The organism is Gammaproteobacteria bacterium, from assembly GCA_013214945.1.
Taxonomy (GTDB): Bacteria; Pseudomonadota; Gammaproteobacteria; order Enterobacterales; family Psychrobiaceae; genus Psychrobium.
Genome location: JABSRT010000037.1, coordinates 11,598 through 28,512, shown reverse-complemented (window position 1 = coordinate 28,512; position 16,915 = coordinate 11,598). Strand labels below are relative to the sequence as shown.

General features: G+C 43.5%; 13 protein-coding genes and 1 tRNA gene. 9 read left to right on the top strand and 5 right to left on the bottom strand.

Features of this window, described 5'->3' with window-relative positions; all coding sequences use genetic code 11:
* Positions 1-13 precede the first annotated feature (13 nt).
* Positions 14-1,735, top strand: a complete 1,722-nt coding sequence (gene cydC, locus HRU23_19410) for a thiol reductant ABC exporter subunit CydC (protein ID NRA56315.1) — start codon at positions 14-16, stop codon at positions 1,733-1,735.
* A gap of 175 nt (positions 1,736-1,910) precedes the next feature.
* Positions 1,911-2,642: a transporter substrate-binding domain-containing protein gene (locus HRU23_19405; protein ID NRA56314.1), complete on the top strand. Its 732-nt coding sequence runs from the start codon at positions 1,911-1,913 to the stop codon at positions 2,640-2,642.
* A gap of 77 nt (positions 2,643-2,719) precedes the next feature.
* On the opposite strand, the gene HRU23_19400 is transcribed toward HRU23_19405, so the two are convergent.
* Positions 2,720-3,202: an Lrp/AsnC ligand binding domain-containing protein gene (locus HRU23_19400; protein ID NRA56313.1), complete on the bottom strand. Its 483-nt coding sequence runs from the start codon at positions 3,200-3,202 to the stop codon at positions 2,720-2,722.
* A gap of 140 nt (positions 3,203-3,342) precedes the next feature.
* Here HRU23_19400 and putA point away from each other — a divergent pair, with 140 nt between their 5' ends.
* The 3 genes from putA to HRU23_19385 all read left to right on the top strand — a co-directional run bounded on the left by putA (position 3,343) and on the right by HRU23_19385 (position 9,813).
* Entirely contained in the window at positions 3,343-7,161 is a 3,819-nt protein-coding gene (putA, locus tag HRU23_19395) for a bifunctional proline dehydrogenase/L-glutamate gamma-semialdehyde dehydrogenase PutA (GenBank protein ID NRA56312.1), read from the top strand.
* A gap of 383 nt (positions 7,162-7,544) precedes the next feature.
* The gene (locus HRU23_19390) at positions 7,545-9,128 is read left to right on the top strand and encodes an alkaline phosphatase (GenBank protein ID NRA56311.1); all 1,584 of its coding nucleotides are present in this window, start codon (positions 7,545-7,547) and stop codon (positions 9,126-9,128) included.
* A 151-nt stretch (positions 9,129-9,279) separates the two neighbouring features.
* Positions 9,280-9,813 (top strand): RNA methyltransferase, encoded by a 534-nt coding sequence (locus tag HRU23_19385; protein ID NRA56310.1) that lies wholly within the window; start codon positions 9,280-9,282, stop codon positions 9,811-9,813.
* 42 nt (positions 9,814-9,855) lie between these two features.
* Here HRU23_19385 and glpE read toward each other — a convergent pair whose 3' ends face one another.
* On the bottom strand, positions 9,856-10,155 hold the full coding sequence (gene glpE / locus HRU23_19380; GenBank protein NRA56309.1) for a thiosulfate sulfurtransferase GlpE: 300 nt from the start codon (positions 10,153-10,155) through the stop codon (positions 9,856-9,858).
* A 313-nt stretch (positions 10,156-10,468) separates the two neighbouring features.
* Positions 10,469-10,544, bottom strand: a tRNA-Val gene (locus HRU23_19375).
* Positions 10,545-10,750: 206 nt separating this feature from the next.
* Between HRU23_19375 and HRU23_19370 the strand changes: the two genes are divergently transcribed.
* A complete protein-coding gene (locus HRU23_19370) occupies positions 10,751-11,371 on the top strand; it encodes a riboflavin synthase subunit alpha (protein ID NRA56308.1) in 621 nt (206 codons plus the stop codon).
* Positions 11,372-11,408: 37 nt separating this feature from the next.
* On the opposite strand, the gene HRU23_19365 is transcribed toward HRU23_19370, so the two are convergent.
* Positions 11,409-11,612, bottom strand: a complete 204-nt coding sequence (locus HRU23_19365) for a CPXCG motif-containing cysteine-rich protein (GenBank protein NRA56307.1) — start codon at positions 11,610-11,612, stop codon at positions 11,409-11,411.
* Between the two features lie 17 nt (positions 11,613-11,629).
* The gene (locus HRU23_19360) at positions 11,630-12,373 is read right to left on the bottom strand and encodes a pteridine reductase (GenBank protein ID NRA56306.1); all 744 of its coding nucleotides are present in this window, start codon (positions 12,371-12,373) and stop codon (positions 11,630-11,632) included.
* A 283-nt stretch (positions 12,374-12,656) separates the two neighbouring features.
* Here HRU23_19360 and HRU23_19355 point away from each other — a divergent pair, with 283 nt between their 5' ends.
* From HRU23_19355 to dnaX, 3 genes are all read left to right on the top strand, one after another.
* The gene (locus tag HRU23_19355; GenBank protein NRA56305.1) at positions 12,657-13,589 is read left to right on the top strand and encodes an exopolyphosphatase; all 933 of its coding nucleotides are present in this window, start codon (positions 12,657-12,659) and stop codon (positions 13,587-13,589) included.
* A 379-nt stretch (positions 13,590-13,968) separates the two neighbouring features.
* Complete coding sequence (apt, locus tag HRU23_19350; protein NRA56304.1) at positions 13,969-14,514, top strand: adenine phosphoribosyltransferase; 546 nt, start codon at positions 13,969-13,971, stop codon at positions 14,512-14,514.
* Between the two features lie 28 nt (positions 14,515-14,542).
* On the top strand, positions 14,543-16,897 hold the full coding sequence (gene dnaX, locus HRU23_19345; GenBank protein NRA56303.1) for a DNA polymerase III subunit gamma/tau: 2,355 nt from the start codon (positions 14,543-14,545) through the stop codon (positions 16,895-16,897).
* The last annotated feature ends 18 nt before the right edge of the window (positions 16,898-16,915 follow it).

Below are 16,915 nucleotides of genomic sequence, written 5' to 3'. Positions count from 1 at the left end.
CGGATGATGTCAAATGAGGGTGTTTATTCGTTTACTCGGCTTATTTAAGCCGCATTTACCCATGATGTTATTAGGCGCATTGTTGGCGGTAGTGACCATTCTAGCTAACATCAGCTTGTTAGCGGTGTCGGGCTGGTTTTTAACCTTAATGGCGGTTGCTGGGGTTACGGGCACCAGTGTAAATTACTTTACCCCAGGCGCGATTGTTCGTTTTTTAGCGATTGTGCGAAGTGTCGGTCGTTACGGCGAACGTTTGCTAACCCATCGTGCTACTTTTAATGCCTTGGCGCAATTGCGGCATTACTTTTACGGCCAACTTGAGCCCTTATTACCCTATTACCGAATCGACTTGCGAGCCGGTGATTTGTTAGCGCGCTTACAACAAGATATCGATCAGCTCGACAATTTTTATTTGCGGGTGTTATTACCGGTTATTGTCGCTTTAATTAGTGTGCCGCTGGTGTGTTTGGCGTTAGCGCTTATCTCGGCACCTGTTGCGTTAATCATTGCCGCTGCTTTATGCTTTGTCGGTCTGGTGTTACCGCTGCTTAGTTTTTATTTGGCCCGTGGCGCTGCTAAGCAACAATCGAATTTAGAAAGTCGCCTTAAGTTAGAACTTATCGGTGGCATTGGCGCGCTTAAGCAATTATTAGTTTACCAAATGAACCACAGTTTTGAGTCTACGGTAGCAGGGCTTAGCGACCGCTATTATCAAGTGCAATTGCAGTTGGTAAAAATTAACGCGGCGCTTAGCAGCGTGACATTTTTAGTGACTCACTTGGTTGCTCTGGCTTGTTTATTATATCTGATGCCTTTGGTCGCGATGGGACAACTCGATTCAAAGCTGGTGGTCGCGATGACTTTGCTAATTTTAGTCAGTTTTGAAACAGTAATGACGTTGCCGTTAGCGTTACAGATTTTACCGCATACTTTGGCCAGTGCCGCGCGCTTATTTGAGATTATTGACCGCCAGTTACCGGCTCAACACGGCACCGAACCATTAGTCAGTGGTGCTATTGTGTTTAAGGATTTTAATTTTAGTTATCCTAATCAAGCAGGGGCGAGCCCGGTATTATCAAATATTAATTTAACCGTTAAGCCGGGTAAAAAAGTGGCAATAATTGGTGCCAGCGGCGCCGGTAAGTCGACCCTCGTAAACTTGTTGATGGGCTTTTGGCCAACGGTTGATTTAACCATTGCAGATAAGGACCTAACTCGGATTAATCCTGAACAACTACGTCAATACATTGCGCTAATGAGCCAGCAAGGGCATTTGTTCGATGCCACGCTGGCAGACAATTTACGTTTAGCAAACAACAGCGCCACTGAGCAACAAATGCGCGATGTCTGCCACAGCGCTGGCTTGCTAGAATTTATTGATACGTTACCTCAAGGCTTAGCTACCTGGCTTGGGCCAACAGGCACCCGATTATCGGGCGGGCAAATGCAGCGTTTGCAACTGGCACAGCTATTATTGCGCCAGTCTAAGGTGTTGATTTTAGATGAGCCGACTAAGGGCTTAGATCGTCAGACAGAACAGCAGGTCATTAGTAACTTGCTTGCTCACGTGAGCACCAACGAACAAAGCCTCATTTTGATCACTCACAAACCGTTAATGTTACAACAAATGGATAACATTATCGTGATGGAGCAAGGCACAATTATCGCCCAAGGTAGTCACCAGCAACTCGAACAGACCAACGAATATTACCGCCAGCTGCTCAATTATTTCTGATCTAACTAAGGGCCAAAAAATAACTAAAATTTACCCGATTAATTATCAATAACAACTATGCTTAATAAGGTTATCTCGCTAATTTAACCTGACAGTTTTTTAGAATAACAGTGCTTTGAATATCTTGTTTTATTAGAGAGATTAATACTTAGCTATCTGCTGGTAAGGGACTGTTATGAAAAAATTACTCGTTGGCGTTATTTTATCTTTGGTGTTAATTGCTGGAGCGCAAGCTAACCAATCGCAACATAAGCAACCGCGACCTACCGTACGCGTAGGTTTTGTCGAATTCCCACCTTTATTTAGTACTGATCAGCATGGGTTGGCTCAAGGTCAATTAATTGACCTGTTGCGACAAATTTTAACTGACGCAGGTTATGACGCTAATTTTATTTCCTATCCGACCAAAAGAATGACAACTTATCTAATAGAAGGAAAGATTGATTTATGGCTTGGAGTCGCGGCGGTTGCTGAAACTGATAAAGTGTTAGTGTCAGAGACCAAGCTGATGAAAATAAAGCTGCAAGCGTATCACGTCGGCGATAAACCAAGCATAAAGAGCAAGAGCGATCTTAACCATCAGACTATCGCGGTTATTCGTGGGTATTCATACGGTGGTTGGATAAGTTATATAAAAAACCCAGTCAATAATATTACGGTGATTGAAGCATCAACGCATAGCGCTGGTTTAGCATTACTAAAAATCGGTCGGGTTGACTATCTATTGGATTATAAAACGCCGATTGACGCAACACTGGATGTATTTGAACTGCCGAACTTGGTTGCTTCGCCTTTATCTGAAGTTCCGGTTCAATTTGTGGTGTCTAAAAAATACCCACAGGCGCAACAATTGCTGGAGTTATTAGAAGCGTCTTATCTTGAGCTAAAAGCGCAGGGCAGGTTTTAAACCGCGGCAAGTCATTGCGCGGCACGTGATGAGATTAACTAAACTAAACTAAACTTAGTTAAGCGAGACAGGGTTACTTAGGGTTGCAGCGGCAACCCCTGATCTTCTTTTACTTGTTCGATCACGACATAGGTATGATTTTTGGCGACACCTGGGATATCAACTATCGTGCCTAAAACTTGGCGGTAGGCTTCCATGTCGGCGATTCTTATTTTAACCAAATAATCAAACCCCCCGGCAACCATATGGCATTCAGCTACTTGGTCAATTAATCGAATGGCCGCTTCAAAAGTGTTAAAGATTTCACTTGTGGTGCGATCTAGCGTAATTTGAACAAAGGCTGACATTCCAAATTTTAACTTAGAGGCGTTTAAGTGCGCGCCGTACCGTTCGATAAAGCCTTCAACTTCGAGACGTTTAACGCGATCTAAGCAAGGGCTAGCGCTTAAGCCGACAGTTTTAGCAAGGTTGACATTTGAGATCCTGCCGTCGACTTGTAATGTCGCTAAAATGTTTAGGTCGATCCTGTCTAGGGTACGAGATTTGTGCGATTTGTTCATAGTCAGTATATTCTACGGTTTTGTTAGCGGATATCCCGCTAATCTACCGCTATTTTGGGAATTACACCAGCACATTCTGCTGTGGGATCGCTAAAATCGACCTCATCAATAAGACATACAATTATAAGTGAGAACAGCTCATGTTATTTAACGGTACATTAACCGCCTCTAGCGAAATACGTCAAACTATCCGCGATCATTATCGTTGTGATGAAAACGAAATTTTAAATTATCTGTTGCCATTGGCCGAAATTGAGGTTGATGCAAAAAGCCGTGCTTGGGAATACGCACGTCAAATGGTTGTAAATATTCGTAAGGATCAAATTGGCAAAGGTGGTGTTGATGCACTGTTAAATGAGTTTGCCCTGTCTACAGACGAAGGCGTGGTCTTAATGTGTTTGGCCGAAGCTTTGTTACGGGTGCCAGACAAGATAACTGCAGATAACTTAATTCGTGATAAGTTGGCTGACGGCGATTGGGGCTCTCATCTTGGTAACAGTGAATCGATCTTTGTTAATGCCTCTTCATGGGGTCTGTTAATGACCGGCAAGCTGGTTAACTATACCGATAAGCAGAAAAAGTTTCAGTTTAACTTGCTTAAACGGACCGTTGGTCGCTTAGGTGAACCTGTTATTCGTAAAGCGGTACGCTATGCGATGAAAATCATGGGCACTCAGTTTGTCATGGGGCGCAATATCCATGAAGCAGTAGATCGTGCGGTTGACCAAGAAAGCAAAGGTTATACCTATTCGTACGATATGCTGGGCGAAGGTGCACGCACCATGAAAGATGCTGACCGCTATTATGACGCCTACGTTGGTGCCATCGAAGCTATCGGCACTGCAGCGGCCGGACGTGGGCCACAGAAGAGCCCAGGCATTTCAATTAAATTGTCGGCGATTCATCCACGTTATGAATTTTCACATCGTGACCGAGTAATGGCAGAATTAGTGCCACGGTTAAAGCAACTTGCCTTAGCGGCGAAAGCTTGGGACATTGGTTTTACGGTAGACGCTGAAGAAGCTGACCGTCTTGATATCTCGATGGATGTGATTGAAGCAGTATTTCTTGATCCGGCACTAGACGGCTGGAATGGTTTTGGTATTGCGGTGCAAGCGTACCAAAAACGCGCTATTTTTGTGATTGAATGGGTCCGTGAAATAACCCTTAAAGCCGAGCGCCAAATGATGGTGCGTTTGGTTAAAGGTGCTTATTGGGACAGTGAAATGAAAAATTCACAGGTTGAATGTTTACCTGACTTCCCTGTTTTTACGCGCAAACCTTCGACTGATGTTTCTTACCAAGCCTGTGCCAAAAAACTGCTTAGCTATCGTGACAGTATTTACCCTCAGTTTGCGACCCATAATGCTTATACCGTAACAACCATTTTAGAAATGATTGATAACGACAAAACAGGCTTTGAATTTCAACGCTTACACGGCATGGGCGAATCTTTGTATAACCAAGTGGTTCAGGGCGAGCAGATATCTTGTCGCGTTTACGCCCCAGTTGGCGCTCACGAAGATCTGTTAGCTTACTTAGTGCGTCGTTTATTAGAAAATGGCGCCAATAGCTCATTTGTAAATAACATTGTTGACGAAGATATTCCGGTTGAGTCGCTATTGGCCGATCCGGTTGAAACCGTCAAAGCTTGGGGCGACAAATACAACAGCCAAATCGCGATGCCAATTAACTTGTTTGGCAGTGAACGTGCTAACTCGAAAGGCATCGATTTAACCGATGTTGGACTTGTAACGGCAATGAAAGCTAACCTTGATAACTGGTCTACTACGCATATTATTTCAGCTGACCAAGTGCCAGCAGGAAGCCATGCAGTAACGAACCCTGCTAACCTTGATGAAATTATTGGCCATATCGAACATGCCGATGGCGCTAAAATGCAACAAATTATTGATCGCAGTCAGGCCGCTTTTGCTAGTTGGTCAGCGGTTCCTGTTGCAGAGCGAGCGCAGGTATTATTAAAAACGGCTGATCTTTTAGAAGAGCATCGTGATGAGCTGATTGCAATTTGTATTAAAGAAGCAGGAAAAATCCCGGTTGACGGCGTGTCTGAAGTACGTGAAGCGGTCGACTTTTGTCGTTACTACGCCGCGCGTGCGCAAGAGCTAATGGCCGATCCTAAGCTAGAGTCTCGTGGTGTTATTTTGTGTATTAGCCCATGGAACTTCCCATTAGCTATTTTCCTTGGTCAGGTAGCCGCGGCGATCGTTGCTGGGAATACAGTGGTTGCAAAACCTGCTGAACAAACCAGCTTAATTGCCCTGCGTACTATCGAACTCATGCAACAAGCGGGTCTGCCAAGCGATGTCGTGCAAGCGGTTATTGCTCGTGGTAGCAAGGTTGGGAAAATAATTATTCCTGACCCACGCATTCAAGGTGTGATGTTTACGGGTTCAACTGAAACCGGTACTATTATTGCGCAAACCTTGGCTGCTCGTGAAGGGGACCCTGTTCCTTTGATTGCTGAAACTGGTGGTCAAAACTGTATGATCGTTGACTCAACAGCCTTGCCTGAGCAAGTGGTTGATGATGTGGTTTCTTCAGGCTTCCAGTCTGCGGGGCAACGTTGTTCTGCACTAAGAGTTTTATTCTTGCAAGAAGATATCGCTGACAAAGTGATCGACATGATCAAAGGTGCGATGGCTGAGTTGCATGTTGGCGACCCAGCGTTTTTTAGCACCGATGTTGGTCCGGTTATCGACAGCAAAGCCTTTGGCGCGTTAAACGCTCACGTTGATTACTTAAAAGAGTTGGCACCAAGCGGCAAAGCGACCTTGCACTATACTTGTGCGCTGCCAGAAATGGGCACCACGGGTAACTATTTCTTTGCACCACGCCTATATGAAATCAGTGATTTGTCTGTACTTAAGCAAGAAGTTTTTGGTCCTTGTGTCCATGTTATTCGCTTTAAAGGCAAAGACATTGAGCAGGTGATTGATCAAGTTAACTCAACCGGTTTTGGTTTAACGATGGGCATTCATACCCGGATCGACCAAAAAGCTGAGTTCTTAGCGCAGCGTTCTCGCGCTGGTAATGTTTATGTTAATCGTAATACCATCGGCGCAGTTGTTGGCGTGCAACCATTTGGCGGCCGTGGTCTTTCTGGCACCGGACCTAAAGCTGGTGGCCCGCTGTACCTTACGCGCATGGTTAAAGAGCAGGGCAGCAGTGTTGCTGCAAAGCTTAGTGATGACAAAATTGCTGCATTAACCGCATTGTTTGCGACCGACAGTGCCAATGCCTCATTAATTGATGGCATGATGCAACACAGTAAAAACATTGCGATTGATTGGGCGCACAGCGATCTTAATACCCGTATTTCAGCTTTACGCCAGTTATTAGCGCAAGTAAGCAGTCAAAGTGCGATGAAACTGCAACCTGAATTGGCCGCAACTATTACGGCTGCCAGCGCGCAGTTAATTATGATCGAGAAGAAACTGAGCAAGCCGACCCAATTACCCGGACCAACAGGTGAGTCTAATACTTTGCACCTCGAATCTCGTGGTTGTGTCTCGGTAGTGCGCGACGCTGATACGTCGTTTGATTTCTGGTTTGTTGGCATTATCACGGCTCTGGCTGCTGGTAATACCGTGGTAACTTGTGTTGAACAAGCTTATTTAGCGCAGGCTCAGGTTATTCGTGACAGCTTAAATAAAATTGGCTTAGTCCAGGGCGTTTTCCAAGTGGCACAATTGAGTCAACTGGAAAATCTTAACGCGCACGACCATCTTTGTGGCGCGGTAGTTGACAACAAAACGGGTTTGACCCATGTGATTAATCAGCAGTTAGCCGCTCGAGTTGGCGCAATATTGCCAGTAATTAGTGCGGTAAGCCATAAAGTGTTGTTTGAACGCTTGGTGACGGAAAAAACCATCAGTGTTGATACGACAGCAGCCGGTGGTAACGCTTCACTAATGACGATGGATATCGAAGATTAGTCTGTCAGTTAACGACTAAACTCTGATAACTAGATTCTAAAAACGACAGAGAACGTCCATACCATTCATTGGTGTGGGCGTTTTTTTATCTCTAGCAACGGTTTAATCACTAAGCCAGCGCCGCGCGACAGAATAATAATCAGTATTATGGTCCCGTGCGGTATTATCATCTGCAAATATAATCTCTTCATCCTATTGTCATATTTCATTGATAGTTTAGTCTTTTATTTGATTTAGCTTGATCGCTATTGATATTGATTTATATTCAATTGTACTTTTAATGTGCGCTAATAATTATTCTTCACAGCGTTGGCGTTATTAAAGGTTAGGAAGGTCGTTCGACAGTTGTATTTTTATAATGATAATTTAAACAAGGTGATTTTATGTTTTTTAAGAAAATGGTACCGGTATTATCTTTGGGCGCATGTTTGTTAACACCAATCAGCCACGCAGAGGTAAAAAATATTATTTTAATGATTGGCGATGGTATGGGGCCACAACAAGTTGGCTTACTTGAATTGTATGCTCGCGAAGCGCCGCACTCGATTTATAATGGCAATAGCACTGGTTTAAGTAAGTTTGCTGAAAGCGGACTATTAGGGTTGTCATTGACTAACCCTGATGATGCTATCGTGGTTGATTCGGCCTGTTCAGCGACCCAATTGGCCATCGGCTTTACCGCACCGTCGGAAGTTGTCGGGCTTGATAGCCAGGGTAACCCTCAAGAAACGCTGCTAGAAAAAGCCAAGCGCTTAGGCAAAGCGACTGGGCTTATTTCTGATACTCGGTTAACTCACGCTACACCAGCAGCATTTGCTGCGCATCAACCGCATCGCTCGCTAGAAAATGAAATAGCACAAGAAATGTTGGCAGTTGGGCCAGATGTGATGTTGTCTGGCGGTCTGCGCCACTGGATCCCAAAAGAAATTAATGACAAAGGCCAGGCTTATCAAGCATTACTAAAAGCCACTGATGGCAAAGTAAGATTAAAATCAAAACGTAAAGACAACATTGATTTAATTGCCAAAGCGAAAGCAGATGGTTACCAAATTGCCTTTACTAAGGATCAATTAAGCCAGTCGAGTGATTCTGGGAAAGTGCTGGGTTTGTTTGCCTATTCTGGCATGCTCGATGGCATTGAATATAGCAAGAGTAAAAATGACCCACAGCGCAGTCAACCTTCTTTAAAAGAGATGACAGAGAAAGCGCTCAATATCTTAAGTAAAGATCCTGATGGTTTCTTTTTAATGATTGAAGGCGGCCAAATCGATTGGGCGGGCCACAATAATGACACGGGCACGATGTTACATGAACTCCTAAAGTTTGATGAAACGATTGAGTACGTTTACCAATGGGTCAAAGACCGAAATGATACATTAGTGGTGGTTACCGCGGATCATGAAACAGGATCTTTTGGTTTTAGCTACTCAGCTGCAAACTTACCGCCAGCGAAAAAATTGCCAGGCAGTGGTTTTGCTAAGCGTGATTACAAACCTAACTTTAACTTTGGTGGTAAAGAATTACTCGACCAGCTATATCAGCAAAAAGAAAGTTTTTATAGCATGGTTAGCCAGTTTGGTAAATTAGATAAGGTTGAGAAAACACCGCAAGCGCTAGCAAAAATTATCAATGATAATAATGAATTTAGTGTCACGACAGCCCAAGCTGCTCGTGTGTTAGAAATGACTGACAATCCGTATAAAGTGCACAATCATAAATATTTATCAGTGGATAAATTACCTAAGATAGATGATTTTGCTGCCTTTTATGTCTATGGCGAAGAAATAAAATCTAACTTGATTGGTCGCGTATTAGCGGAGCAACAAAATGTGGTGTGGGGCACGGGTACTCACACCAGTACGCCAGTCAGTGTTATTGCTTGGGGCCCTGATGACATCACTAGACCGTTAGCTAACATTGGGCATCATGCTAAAGTTGGTCAATATATGATGGGATTAATTAACTAATCTAATCTAAACAAACCTGAGTACAGGTTAACTCGTTTAGTTTTGATCACAAGGCTGAACAATATAACGACGCTTAATTGCGTCGTTCTTTTATCCTAAGGTTAAATCCGTTAGAATCCCCGCCTATGCACAACACTCGAAGTTATACTTGATGACCAAATACCAAGCTCATATTGGATTAACCAATCCTAAAAGTCCTGATAATGTCGGTGCCGTGATGCGCGCTGCAGGCTGTTATAATGCTTTGTCGGTAAGTTACACTGGTAACCGTTATAACCGTGCTAAACAACGTTCCGGCGCGCTGCATACCGACACCAAAAATGTCGCGGCACGGATCCCCTTAACGCATATTGAATCATTTGAGCAAGCATTGCCGGCTGGTGCAGTACCTGTTGCCATCGAATTGGTTGAGGGAGCAACGTCGTTGGTCGATTTTATCCACCCAGAAAATGCCTATTATGTATTTGGTCCTGAGGATAAATCGTTAGACAAGCAGGTGGTGAAGTGGTGCCAACACGTGATTTATATTCCAACCGTGGGTTGTATGAATTTAGCGGCGACCGTTAATGTGGTGCTCTATGACCGGTTAGCTAAGTTAGGCGCCAAAGAGCAGGGTGACCAACTGATTAGAAAATCGCGTGATACCAACAACCGACTGAAGTTAAGCACCACTGCGTTGGACTAAATAACCTATTACGCCAGCGGCAACTTGCCGCTTATTGCACGGTTAGCTTTGTTGTTGATAAGCCTCAAAGCCGCCGGCCAACGAATAGACTTCGTCAAAGCCACGCTCGACCAAAAACTGAGCGACACCTTGGCTGCTAATACCATGATAACAGCACACGACCAAAGGCATATCCATATCAATGTCACTGAGGTACTGCTCTAGATTACCTTGGTTAATATTAAACGCATTAGGCATATGGCTTAACGCAAAAGACTGCGGGTCGCGTGTATCAATCAGATTAACAGATTCTAATTTGATTTTTTCGAGGTATTGCGCAACGGTCAGAGTAGAGAAATTCACAAAGTTTGCCTATAGATAAATAATCAGAATGATACCATTTGCATTAAATAATTGCCCACTTGTGCCAATTAAAATAAACAATAAAGCTACCGCGTCCTGCTAGCGCTCCTTACCTACGTCCTGTACGCAACGGCGTTGCTCTCAATCCCAATAGCTAGCTATTAGTCAATCGAGCGCCTTGTTCTAATATATTTTACTCAGGCACAACAAGATCACATAATTAATGCAAATGGTATAACATACTGTGGTGATTTTTCTGTTAAACTAAATTTGGATTTTTACTTTAGGAAATGATGATGTATTGCAAAGAAAGTGGTGCGCGATACAAGACTTGAACTTGTGACATCTAGCATGTCGAGCTAGCGCTCTACCAACTGAGCTAATCGCGCGTTTCTATTTAATCCCCTAAGGAACGAGGGCTATACTATCTAGCTCTTTAGCCGCTGGCAAGTCCTTTCTTATAAATAAAGATCAATTGCACAATGTCTAACCAATATCGGCTTTAAAGGTCATTATTGTCGCGCTATCATCGACTTATAATATAGAATATTATAAGAATCGCGGTCAGTCATTAGTCACAAGGTAAGTTGAAATTATGTTTACAGGTATTATCCAAGCCAAAGCTAAAATTTTAGGTATTTCCAAGCAACAGGGATTATGGCGTTTTTCAATGTTATTTGACTCGACGTTACGTAAAAACTTGCAGCATGGCGCTAGTGTTGCGCATAACGGGGTGTGTTTAACCGTCTCAGCGATGGATCAAGATGCCGTCTACTTTGACGTTATGGACGAAACACTCAATGTGACGAGTCTGTCAGGCTGCGCCGCAGGTGATTTGCTTAACATTGAACGAGCGTTACGTTATGGTGACGAAATCGGCGGTCATATCTTGTCTGGTCATATTCACGCAACAGCAAAGTTAGTAGAACGCGATGCAACAGCACTAAATTGTCGCTTACGTTTTGAATGTGACAATAATTGGTTAAACTACATTTTAGCTAAAGGGTTTATCGGACTAGACGGGGCAAGTTTAACGGTAGGGAAAACTGGAGCGAATTGGTTTGAAGTACACCTGATCCCAGAGACGCGCAGTTTAACCACGCTAGATAGTAAAAGTTTAGGCGAAAGGTACAACATTGAGATAGACAGTCAAACTCAGGCGATTGTCGACACCGTAGAGCGGGTATTAGCCGCAAAAAATTTAAGCGCCAACTAAGCTTGGCTGCGCATGTTATATTTACGCCATTGCCGTTCTAATAAAATTGCTCATCGTCAGCATCAACGGCAACATTCAGTTGCCGTTTTTGTTCATCTAAGTGAATTTTTAGGTGCAGCTCTTGACAACAATTAGTGCACTCTTCGTAATAATCTTGATCACCGTTGCTGGCGTCAAGGTCTAGATGGGTCGGGTGACCGCAATGTGGACATTTTATCGTGACATTTTGAACTTTTTTCATCACATTAGCTCCATGCGTTAAGCACCTATTGATGCTGATATGCAACGACCCCCATCGACAGATAGAATTTGGCCGCTGACGTATGGCGCGGTTACTAAGTAGCAAATCGCTTGTGCAATATCAGAGGCTTCACCTTTGCGCTTTAAGGGTATTTCATTAATAACATGATTAATGTCTTGGGTTGAAATACCTGCATTGGGCCAAACAATAGCACCTGGTGCAATGCCATTAACTCGAATGTCGGGGGCCAATTCATTGGCCAGAGATAGCGTCATCATTGCAAGACCTGCCTTCGCCATGCAGTATACAGTATGACCCTTTAATGGTTTTTTGCCATGAATATCACACATGTTGATGATTACGCCCTTACTTTCACGTAAGGCCGGTAAACATGCTTGGGCGAGAAAAAGTGGAGCGGTCATATTTGTTGCAATTAAATCATTAACTTGTAAAACATCGATGGTACCAACAGGGGTAGGATAGAAACTCGACGCGTTGTTAACCAACACATCTAGCCGTGAATAGTGTTCAATTGTTGCTGCAACGAGTCGGGGAATAACACTGGGCTTAGTTAGGTCACCTGCGATAATAAAGGCAGAATTAGCCCTAATCGCATTAAGCTTTTCAGCCAACTGCTGCGCCGATTTTGTTGAGGTATTGTAATGAATTACAACATTATATCCTAAATCATGTAAGGCAGTGGTGGTCGCCGCGCCAATTCGTTTGGATGCCCCGGTAATTAGTGCAACTTTTGTAGTCATTATTAATGCAGTCAATTGTGTAATCATTATTATCCATTGTATCAGAATCTTAATCAAAGACCGCTATTGTGGGCATCGTTGTTTTATCTTGGCCGATTATGCCGCAAAAATTAATAAAGAGACTAGGTAGTCTGCCGCACTATAAGTCGATATTTGTTATATTTTGCTTGAGTGGCTTGATTTAATCGGGTAATAATATTATTTAATTATAAATTGTTTAAACGCAATCAGCCTGTAGATTATCATTTTGAGTATTACGGTCGTATAACAGAAGGAGTTTGGAATGGGTGTTGATAAATTTAGATTGATTACACGCAGTGATTTTGATGGATTAGTTTGTGCTGTGCTGTTGAAGTATATCGATTTAATAGATGAAATTAGTTTTGTTCATCCAAAAGATATGCAAGATGGGAAAATTGCTGTTACAGAAAGAGACATTACGACAAATTTGCCCTTTGTGCCCGGGGTTAAAATAGCATTTGATCACCACTTGTCAGAAGTTAAACGCAACGAGGCTGATCTAGATAATCATGTGATTGATTCTAATGCGCCATCAGCAGCTCGGGTAGTGTGGAAGCATTATGGCGGCCATGAAGTATTTCCGGTGTCTTGGGATGATATGATGACTGCGGTTGATAAATGCGATGCTGCGCAATTTGAAATGAGTGATGTTATTGAACCCAAAGGCTGGGATTTATTGAATTTTATCATGGACGCACGTACTGGCTTGGGTCGCTTTAGAGAGTTTAGGATTTCGAATTATCAATTAATGATGGAATTAATTGATATGTGCCGAACCTCTGATATTGAAGAAATCATGCAACACCCCGATGTTGCTGAGCGGGTTGAACTTTATTTTGAACAACAAGATTTGTTCAAAGAGCAGGTAACCCGTTGTGCTACCGAGCACAAAAATTTAGTGGTACTAGATTTACGTGAAGAAGAGACTATTTATGCTGGCAATCGTTTCACTATTTACGCATTGTTCCCTCAATGTAATATCTCTATTCATGCTATGTGGGGTTTTCAGCGCCAAAATATCGTGTTTGCGACGGGCAAATCGATTTTTGACCGCTCATCCAAAACCAATGTTGGTGATTTAATGTTAACGTACCAAGGCGGGGGGCATGATGCTGCCGGCACTTGCCAAATTGCGACTACCGACGCGGAGAAGGTCCTGGCACAATTGATCACCGCTATTACGACTGACGGTTAACCGTAGCTACAGCGAGAGAAGGTATAAAGTTAGGCGCTTAGACTTATAGATACTTAGGTGCTTAGATATGTAGGAATTTAGTTATGTAGTTGCTTAGGTTTGTACGTACTTAGGCATTTAAATACTCAGGTTCTTAGGTTATTAACTTCGCACAATAATCTAAGTACCAGAGCCTTAGTCTTAGAATGATTCACTAATGGCTATTTCGCTCGCTATTATTTATTGGCTTGGGTACATAATGTGCGAGTTTAATCTCTAAACCGATGTTTTTTTTACTTAGGCTGCGCAAGCTCTGTTAATTCTGATTGTGCTCGCATATAATTGGCGGTTTTGAACCCTAGTTGCTTTACTTCTTAAGCGGCAGGAAATGGAACCTAAAATGGATACACAGCAGTTAAACCTTGTAAGAAATGCAATCGCGACAATCATTGATTACCCAAAACCTGGCATTATCTTTCGTGATGTTACTTCATTACTCGAAGATCCTATTGCGTTTGCTTTGGTTATAGAGTCTTTTGCAGATACTTACCGTGACCATGGCATTACCAAAATTGTTGGCACTGAGGCACGTGGTTTCATCTTTGGTGCACCACTGGCCTTGGCATTAGGTGTTGGTTTTGTTCCAGTAAGAAAGCCTGGCAAGTTACCCCGTAAAACTATCTCACAATCTTATGAACTTGAATATGGCAGTGATATCCTTGAGTTGCACGTTGATGCGCTAAGTCCTGCAGATAAAGTACTAATAGTTGACGACTTATTGGCAACTGGCGGTACGGTTGAAGCGACAACATTATTGATCCGTGAGCTAGGCGCTGAAGTTGTTGATGCAGCGTTCGTAATTTCATTGCCTGATCTTGGTGGCGAAACCCGTTTAAAAGCTTTAGGACTTTCGTTGACAACTTTAGTTGAATTTGAAGGCGAATAGGCAACGTTAACAGTAATTCGGAATTTATATGTCATATCAAGTATTGGCCCGCAAATGGCGTCCTCGCAGCTTTGATCAGGTTGTTGGGCAGCAGCATGTCCTGCAAGCATTAGTCAATGCGCTAGACAACAATCGACTGCATCATGCATATCTGTTTTCCGGCACCCGAGGGGTGGGGAAAACGTCGATCGCTCGGTTGTTAGCTAAAGCACTCAATTGCGAACAAAGCGTATCAGCGCAACCCTGTGGTGTGTGTCAAAGCTGTATCGAAATTGATCAAGGTAATTTTGTTGATTTAATTGAAATTGATGCCGCATCTAAAACGAAAGTTGAAGACACCCGTGACATTTTAGATAACGTGCAATATAAACCGAGCCGAGGTCGCTATAAGGTTTATTTAATTGATGAAGTTCACATGTTATCTCGCAGTAGTTTCAATGCGTTATTAAAGACACTGGAAGAACCACCAGAGCATGTGAAGTTTTTGTTCGCGACAACAGAAGCTCAGAAACTACCGGTCACAATTTTATCACGTTGTTTGCAATTTAATCTTAAAGCCATTTCTAGTGATCAAATCGCTAAACAGCTTGAACATATTCTGCAACAAGAGCAGGTCGACTTTGATCTCGGTGCATTAAGTTTAATTGCCAATGCCGCTGATGGCAGCATGCGAGATGCGTTAAGTTTAACCGATCAAGGGATCGCGTTTGGCAATGGCACACTTGCTATTGCCGATGTTACGGCGATGTTAGGCAGTTTAGAGACCGGCTTCAGTACTGAATTAATTATGCTCGCCGCGCAACAAGATGGCGATTTGTTGTTTAGTAAAATAGAAGAGTTGAGTCAGTTCGCGCCTGATTATGATCAGTTGCTCAAACAGATGAGCAAAGATGTGCACTTAGCCGCACTGAGTCAAATTGTAAAGTCGTCGGCGCGGTTAGGCGATGAGCCCAAAGCGATTGTTGCATTAGCCGCAGCGGTTAATGCTGAAATGCTGCAACTGTTCTACCATATTTTATTGCAAGGGCGCAAAGAGCTAGCGTATGCGCCAGACCCTCGCAGTGGTTTTGAAATGGTATTGCTACGGTTAATAGCATTTATGCCCAAACCAGCAATGCCAGTGTCGCGGGAGCCGTCAACCGACGATGAACTTGACTTGTTGACGTCGCAACAGCAAGGGATTTTGCAACAGGCCAAAGTGTTAACCGCAACCACGGCAGCTCAAATCTCGCCAGCGGTTAAACCTGAACACATGCATCAAGTTCACGAGGCTATCATTGCACCAGTAACTTCGAGTAAAATTAGCACGGCGAGTATGGGGGTACAGCAGCCGGTGACTCAGTCTTTTAATGAGTCTGCGCCAGCCAGCTCAGCCGGGCTAGAAAACCAACGAGTTGAGCCAGCAGGAAATATTGCAAAGCCGGTCGTTAATCAATCAAGTGTTGCGATTGAAACTAATGTAGAGCAAGAAAGTTCAGAGCAAGAGTTTTCAGAACAAGACATGTTAAATATGTCTTATGCGATGGCTGAAGAAGAGCAGGGAGATCATCACCAATTTAGCGCTGAACCGGTGCAAGACATCGCGCCACCGGCTGCTAATGATGGCCAAAGTAGCACAGGGATCAGCGATTTTTTAGCAGCCCGTAAGGTTTTACGCAGTAAAGTCTCAAAAGAGCCGGAGTCCAGCGTAAAAAAGCCACTGGCGGTAAAGACACCATCGAGCCCTAAGCAGAGCAGATTGTCTGCACGTGCCGATAGCTCTTTACCGCAAAGTGATATACCGCAACGTGACCTACCGCAAAATGATTTAGCGAAAAGTGATCGTCAAAATCAAACACAATTGACAGCGCCACAGCACTTTGAGATTAAACCCGCAGCTCGGGTCACTGACACTAGAACTACCGCAGTAGGACAAAACTATCAACCAACGCAAGGCGTAAGCGCGTCGGGTGAAATGGTGGTCGACCCAGCAACTCTGTTGGCCCCTAATACCGACGATCCATGGAGTTTATTGATTGACGACATGGAGCTAACGGGTCGCTTAAGATTATTGGCCATGCAATCGAGCTATCTTAAGCAAGAGCAGCAAGTGAGCTTATTGTTAAGATCTGAGCATCGTCATTTGCTCGCGGCGAGCGCATCAGAACAGCTCGAACAGAAACTACGGCTGCATTTTAGCGCTGATATTAACTTAACGGTTGAAATTGGTAGCGACCAACAATTAACGCCCGATCAATTGGCCGTTAATTTACATCAGCAGCGGTTAGGTCTCGCACAGCAATGCATTGGCAGTGATGCATCGGTTGCTCAATTTGAGCAAAAATTTGGTGCCCAAGTTAATCTTGAGAGTATTAACTACAGAAAACTTAAAAACATCATATAACTGATATATGATTGCTAA